This is a genomic window from Promicromonospora kroppenstedtii DSM 19349, from assembly GCF_000515355.1.
Taxonomy (GTDB): Bacteria; Actinomycetota; Actinomycetes; order Actinomycetales; family Cellulomonadaceae; genus Promicromonospora; species Promicromonospora kroppenstedtii.
The window spans coordinates 73783-79003 of record NZ_KI911634.1 but is presented as its reverse complement, the minus strand read 5'-3'; the positions used below and the strand labels follow the sequence as shown (position 1 = coordinate 79003).

Genomic DNA, 5221 nt, shown 5'->3' with positions numbered 1-5221 from the left:
CGAGGCGGTCGATGCGGGCGGCGAGGCCCGCGGCGCCGTCGTCGGCACCGGGCAGGAGCAGACGGGCGCACAGGAGCTCGAGGTGCAGGCGCGGCGAGGTGGCGCCCGTCATCTCGGTGAGCGCCGCGTTCACGAGGTCCGCCGCCCGGGAGAGCTCGGCCACACCGAGCCGGCCGGCCTGGGTCCGCATCCGTTCGAGCTGGTCGCTGGGAATGCCGCGCAGCACGGCGTCGGCCGCGTCGCCCGAGACCGCGATGACGATGAGGTCGCGCAGGCGCTCCAGGACGTCCTCGACGAACCGGCGCGGCTCGTGCCCCGTGGCGATGATCTGGTCGACGACCCGGAAGATCGAGCCGCCGTCGCGCGCGGCGAGCGCGTCGACGACGTCGTCCAGCAGGGTGGCGTGGGTGAAGCCGAGCAGGCCGACCGCGAGGTCGTAGTCCACGACTCCGCCCGTGGCGCCCGCGATGAGCTGGTCCATCACCGAGAGCGAGTCGCGCACCGAGCCGCCGCCCGCGCGGGTGACGAGCGGGAGCACTCCCCCGCCCACCTCGATGCCCTCGGCGCCGCAGAGGTGCTCCAGGTAGGGCGACAGCACGTCCGGCGGCACCAGCCGGAACGGATAGTGGTGAGTGCGCGACCGGATGGTGCCGATCACCTTGTCCGGCTCCGTGGTCGCGAAGATGAACTTGATGTGGGCCGGCGGCTCCTCGACGATCTTGAGCAGTGCGTTGAACCCCTGCGGCGTCACCATGTGCGCCTCGTCGAGGATGAAGATCTTGTAGCGGTCGCGGGCAGGCGCGAACGTGGCGCGCTCGCGCAGGTCGCGTGCGTCGTCGACACCGTTGTGGGAGGCGGCGTCGATCTCGACCACGTCGAGCGACCCGGGGCCGCCGCGCGCCAGCTCGACGCACGAGGGGCACTCGCCGCACGGGGTGTCGATGGGCGACTCGGGCGTGTTCTTCGCGCAGTTCAGCGTGCGCGCGAGGATCCGGGCCGACGTCGTCTTGCCGCAGCCGCGCGGGCCGCTGAAGAGATAGGCGTGGTTCACCCGACCGCTGCGCAGGGCCTGCATGAGGGGGCCCGTGACGTGGTCCTGGCCGATCACCTCGGCGAACGTCTCGGGCCGGTAGCGGCGGTAGAGGGCGGTGCTCACCCCCGCAACGATAGACGCCACCACCGACACTGACGACGTGGCCGTCCACAGGCGGACGGCCACGTCGTCAGGTCACGGCGCGGTGCCGCCGAGGGCCTGCGGCGTGCGGCGCACGCGCGCCCGCATGACCAGGCCGGGGATACCGGTGCCCAGGAGGACCGGGAACACCGCGAAGACCGCGAACCAGAGGAAGATCGCGAGGTAGCCGTACGCGCCGGCGTCCGAGCTCGCGTTCGCCAGGCCGAGCAGCACGAAGCTCGCCACGGTCGCGACGACCACGAACGCCAGCAGGATCACCGCGATCCAGACGAGGGCGGTGGCCCACCTCCGGTAGGCGGGGCTGATCGGCCGCGGCGCGGGCGGCTGCTGGGCCGGGTACGGGGCTTGCGGCTGGTCCGACATGGGCCACACTCTCCCATGTCAGCGCCGCAGCGCCCGCCGCGCCAGGCCGTTGCCGAGCCACTGCACCGCCTGCACGATCACCACGATGATCACCACCACGACGGCGGTCACCGCCCAGTCGTACTGCCGGTAGCCCTGGACGATCGCGAAGTCGCCCAGGCCGCCCGCGCCCAGGTAGCCGCCGATCGCGGACATGTCGAGCACGCCGACGAACAGGAAGGTGTACCCGAGGATCAGCGGCGCGAGCGCCTCCGGGACCAGCACGGTCCGCACGATCCGCAGCGGCGAGGCGCCCATGGCCCGGGCCGCCTCGACCACACCGGGGTCGATCGAGACGAGGTTCTGCTCCACGAGCCGCGCGAAGACGAACGTGGCCATGAAGCACATCGCGAACGTGAACGCCTCGATGCCGATCGTCGAGCCGATGACGGCGCGGGTCAGCGGGCCGAGCGCCACCAGGAAGATGATGAACGGGATGGGCCGCACGATGTTCACCGCGAGGTTCAGCACGGCGAACACGAACCGGTGCTGCAGCAGGTTGCCCGGCCGGGTCAGGTACAGCCCGAGCCCGAGGGCCAGGCCCAGGAAGCCACCGATCAGCAGCGTGATCAGCACCATGTAGGCCGTCTGGCCCGCGGCCTCCCAGAGCAGCGGCGTCAGCCGCTCCCAGTCCTGGTTCATACGTCCGCCCTCCCGTGATCGTCCACCCAGGTCACGGCGCGCAGCGCCGCGACAGCGGCCTCCACCGCGCCGCCGTCACCGACGAGCTCCACCGTCAGCGAGCCGTACGGCCGTTCGGCGACCTCCGTGATGCCGCCGTACACGACCGTGCCGTCCACGCCGTGCTCGCGCAGCGTCCGCGTGAGCACGGCCGACGAGCCGGCCACCTCGTCCACGCCGACCGTGACGATGTGCCCGGTGTGCCGCGTACGCAGGCGGGCCAGCACCTCGGGCGAGGGCCGGTCGCGCAGCGCCGTCGCGACGAACCGGCGCGTCGTGTCGTGGTTCGGCGCGCTGAACACCTGGTAGGCCTCGCCCACCTCGACCACGCGCCCCCGCTCCATCACCGCGACGCGGTGACAGATCGAGCGGACCACGTCCATCTCGTGCGTGATCACGACCACGGTGATCCCGAGCTCACGGTTGACGCGCTGGAGCAGGTCCAGCACGTCACGCGTGGTCTCGGGGTCCAGGGCCGACGTCGCCTCGTCGGCCAGCAGGATGCGTGGGTTCGTGGCGAGGGCTCGGGCGATCCCGACACGCTGCTTCTGCCCGCCGGACAGCGTGGACGGGTAGACCCCCGCCTTGTCCGACAGCCCGACGAACTCCAGCAGCTCGGCGACCCGCGCCTCCCGCTTGTCGCGCGACCAGCCGGCGACCTCCAGCGGGTAGGCGATGTTCCCCGAGACGGTCCGGGAGGCCAGCAGGTTGAACTGCTGGAAGATCATCCCGATCCCCGCCCTGACGGGCCGCAGCCGCGCCTCGCTCAGCGAGCCGAGCGAGGTCCCGTCGACCACGACGTCGCCGCCGGTGGTCCGCTCGAGCGCGTTGATCAGGCGCACCAGGGTGGACTTGCCGGCCCCCGACTGCCCGATGACGCCGAAGATCTCGCCCGCCCGGATGTCGAGGGTCACCCCGTCGACGGCGCGCACCTCGGCGCCCTTGCCCCGGCCCGGGAACACCTTGGTGGCACCCTCGAACCGGATGATGCCGCTGGTCGCCACAGGCATCAGGAGGCGTCCTCCTGGATGCCGGCCAGGATCTCCTGCAGCTCGGCGGCCGGGTTGTCCTTGATGACGCCGGTGCCGCCCGAGGCCTCGAGCACGCCGTCGGTGACCTCCGGGGAGTGGTAGATCTCGACGAGCTGCTGGAACACCTCGTTGTCGGCGTCGGCCCCGCGGGCCACCCACACGTTGATGTACGGCTCGGCGGCGGAGGAGTCCGGGTCGTCCGAGAAGATGGCGTCCTCGGAGGTCAGGTCGGCGTCGCCCACGAAGTCGTTGTTGATGATCGAGGCGTCGACGTCCTGCAGCGCGAGCGCCGTCTGGGCGGCGTCCACCGGGGTCACGGTCACCTTGGACTCGTCCTCCAGCACGTCGGCCGGCGTGGAGAACGCGCTGCCGCCGTCGCGCAGGGCGACCAGGCCGGCCTCCTGCAGCACGAGCAGCGCGCGGGCCTGGTTCGTGTCGTCGTTCGGGATGGCGATCTCGCCGCCCTCCGGGATGTCCTCGACGCTGTCGTGCTTGAGCGAGTAGAGGCCCAGCGGGTAGACGGCGGTGGCCGCGATCGGCGTGAGGTCCGAGCCGGTGGCGGTGTTGTAGTTCGCGAGGAACTGCAGGTGCTGGAACTGGTTCAGGTCCAGGTCACCGTCGGTCAGCCCCTGGTTGGGGAGCTGGTAGTCGCTGAAGTTCACCAGCTCGACGCTGATGCCCTCCTCCTCGGCCAGGTCGGTGAACGTGGTCCAGTAGTCGTCGCCGGAGTTGACGACACCGATGCGGACCGGGTCGTCGGCCGAGCCGGTGGCGGGCGCGACCTCGTCGGCGCCGCCGCAGGCGCTCAGCGCCAGGACGGCCGTGACGGCGAGGCCGGTGGTCAGGGCGGAGGTGAAACGAGACATGGGTGGTCCTCTCGGGCGCACGGGCGCGGGTGTGCCTGTGCTCAGGATGCGGTGGGCCTGCGCCGGGCGCAGGCCGAAGGAGTGAGGTGACGGCGGGCCACGGCCATCAGCAACGTGGCGAGCTCGGGACGATGCGGGGCGGTCCGGGAGGGACCGCGGGAACGTGCGGCGCTGTCAGCGCTCGCGCATTCGCCCGCCGCGCACGCGGCCGCGACACATCGCGTCGCGACAGATGCGCGACGTCGTTGCGGAGGTCCGGGTGCGGGTCATGCGGACATCGTGCGTCACCGGACGACGTCGAAGCCAATCCCTGCGGGGTAAATCCCATGATGCGGACGAAAATGTGTCCACATCGTGGCGGACCCGCCAGATTCCGGGCAGGAAAGGACCCCCCGCACACCCACCAGAGCTCACTTACCCTTGCTGCCTTCCGGCCCTGGGGGAGTTCGGCGAGATGGTGCCGCACGAGGGGTCTGCCGCAAGCCTAACCGATCCGGACGCCCGGACCGAACCGGGCAGAACCCGCTGTTCGCCACCTCACATCGACCCACCCGGACTCCGATTCGTTGTCCGAGCACGGCGTCCGGTATCCTCGTCAGGCCGCGCCAGACTCCGGTCCGTGGTCGCGCGCCCGCCGTTGTGCGGCGCGCGAGGAGGATTCGCCTAGTGGCCTATGGCGCACGCTTGGAAAGCGTGTTGGGTTAACGCCCTCGGGGGTTCGAATCCCCCATCCTCCGCAGTAGTTCGATGACGCGAGACATCACCGATGTCTCGCGTCATCGTCGCTTCCGGGGCCTCAGACGCCCCACAGGCCACGCAAGCCGCACCAACCTCGCAATTCGCCCACACGTCACACGACGTTCTGGACACGCTCACTTTCACCTGGTCGGGTGGACCGGCACCACCCCCTGACCTGGAGGAGAGCGCATGTCCGTCATCCCTGGTGGCGCGGGAGTCTCGCGCCGCACCGTGCTCACGGCCGCCGGCGCGGTCGGCGCCCTCGGCGTCTCGGTCGCGCTGGCGAACCCGGCCGTGGCGCGGCCCGC

The 5221-nt window shown here is 71.3% G+C and carries 5 protein-coding genes, 1 tRNA gene and 1 other RNA gene; 1 reads left to right on the top strand and 6 read right to left on the bottom strand.

What is annotated here, in order from left to right; translation table 11 throughout:
• From PROKR_RS06820 to ffs, 6 genes are all read right to left on the bottom strand, one after another.
• Window positions 1-1156, bottom strand: a 1156-nt coding sequence (locus PROKR_RS06820; protein ID WP_036960990.1) for a DNA polymerase III subunit gamma and tau, incomplete at its 3' end; no start/stop codon positions are given.
• 72 nt (window positions 1157-1228) lie between these two features.
• A complete protein-coding gene (locus PROKR_RS06815) occupies window positions 1229-1558 on the bottom strand; it encodes a hypothetical protein (RefSeq protein ID WP_211240050.1) in 330 nt (109 codons plus the stop codon).
• Between the two features lie 18 nt (window positions 1559-1576).
• The gene (locus PROKR_RS06810) at window positions 1577-2239 is read right to left on the bottom strand and encodes a methionine ABC transporter permease (RefSeq protein WP_036960988.1); all 663 of its coding nucleotides are present in this window, start codon (window positions 2237-2239) and stop codon (window positions 1577-1579) included.
• Complete coding sequence (locus tag PROKR_RS06805; protein ID WP_051432750.1) at window positions 2236-3288, bottom strand: methionine ABC transporter ATP-binding protein; 1053 nt, start codon at window positions 3286-3288, stop codon at window positions 2236-2238. The genes PROKR_RS06810 and PROKR_RS06805 overlap by 4 nt, the downstream gene beginning before the upstream one ends.
• A complete protein-coding gene (locus PROKR_RS06800) occupies window positions 3288-4175 on the bottom strand; it encodes a MetQ/NlpA family ABC transporter substrate-binding protein (RefSeq protein WP_036960985.1) in 888 nt (295 codons plus the stop codon). The genes PROKR_RS06805 and PROKR_RS06800 overlap by 1 nt, the downstream gene beginning before the upstream one ends.
• Before the next feature lie 380 nt (window positions 4176-4555).
• Window positions 4556-4652: signal recognition particle sRNA small type (ffs, locus tag PROKR_RS31425), an RNA gene on the bottom strand.
• Between the two features lie 175 nt (window positions 4653-4827).
• On the opposite strand from ffs, the gene PROKR_RS06795 reads away from it, so the two are divergent.
• Window positions 4828-4912 (top strand) — tRNA-Ser (locus PROKR_RS06795).
• The last annotated feature ends 309 nt before the right edge of the window (window positions 4913-5221 follow it).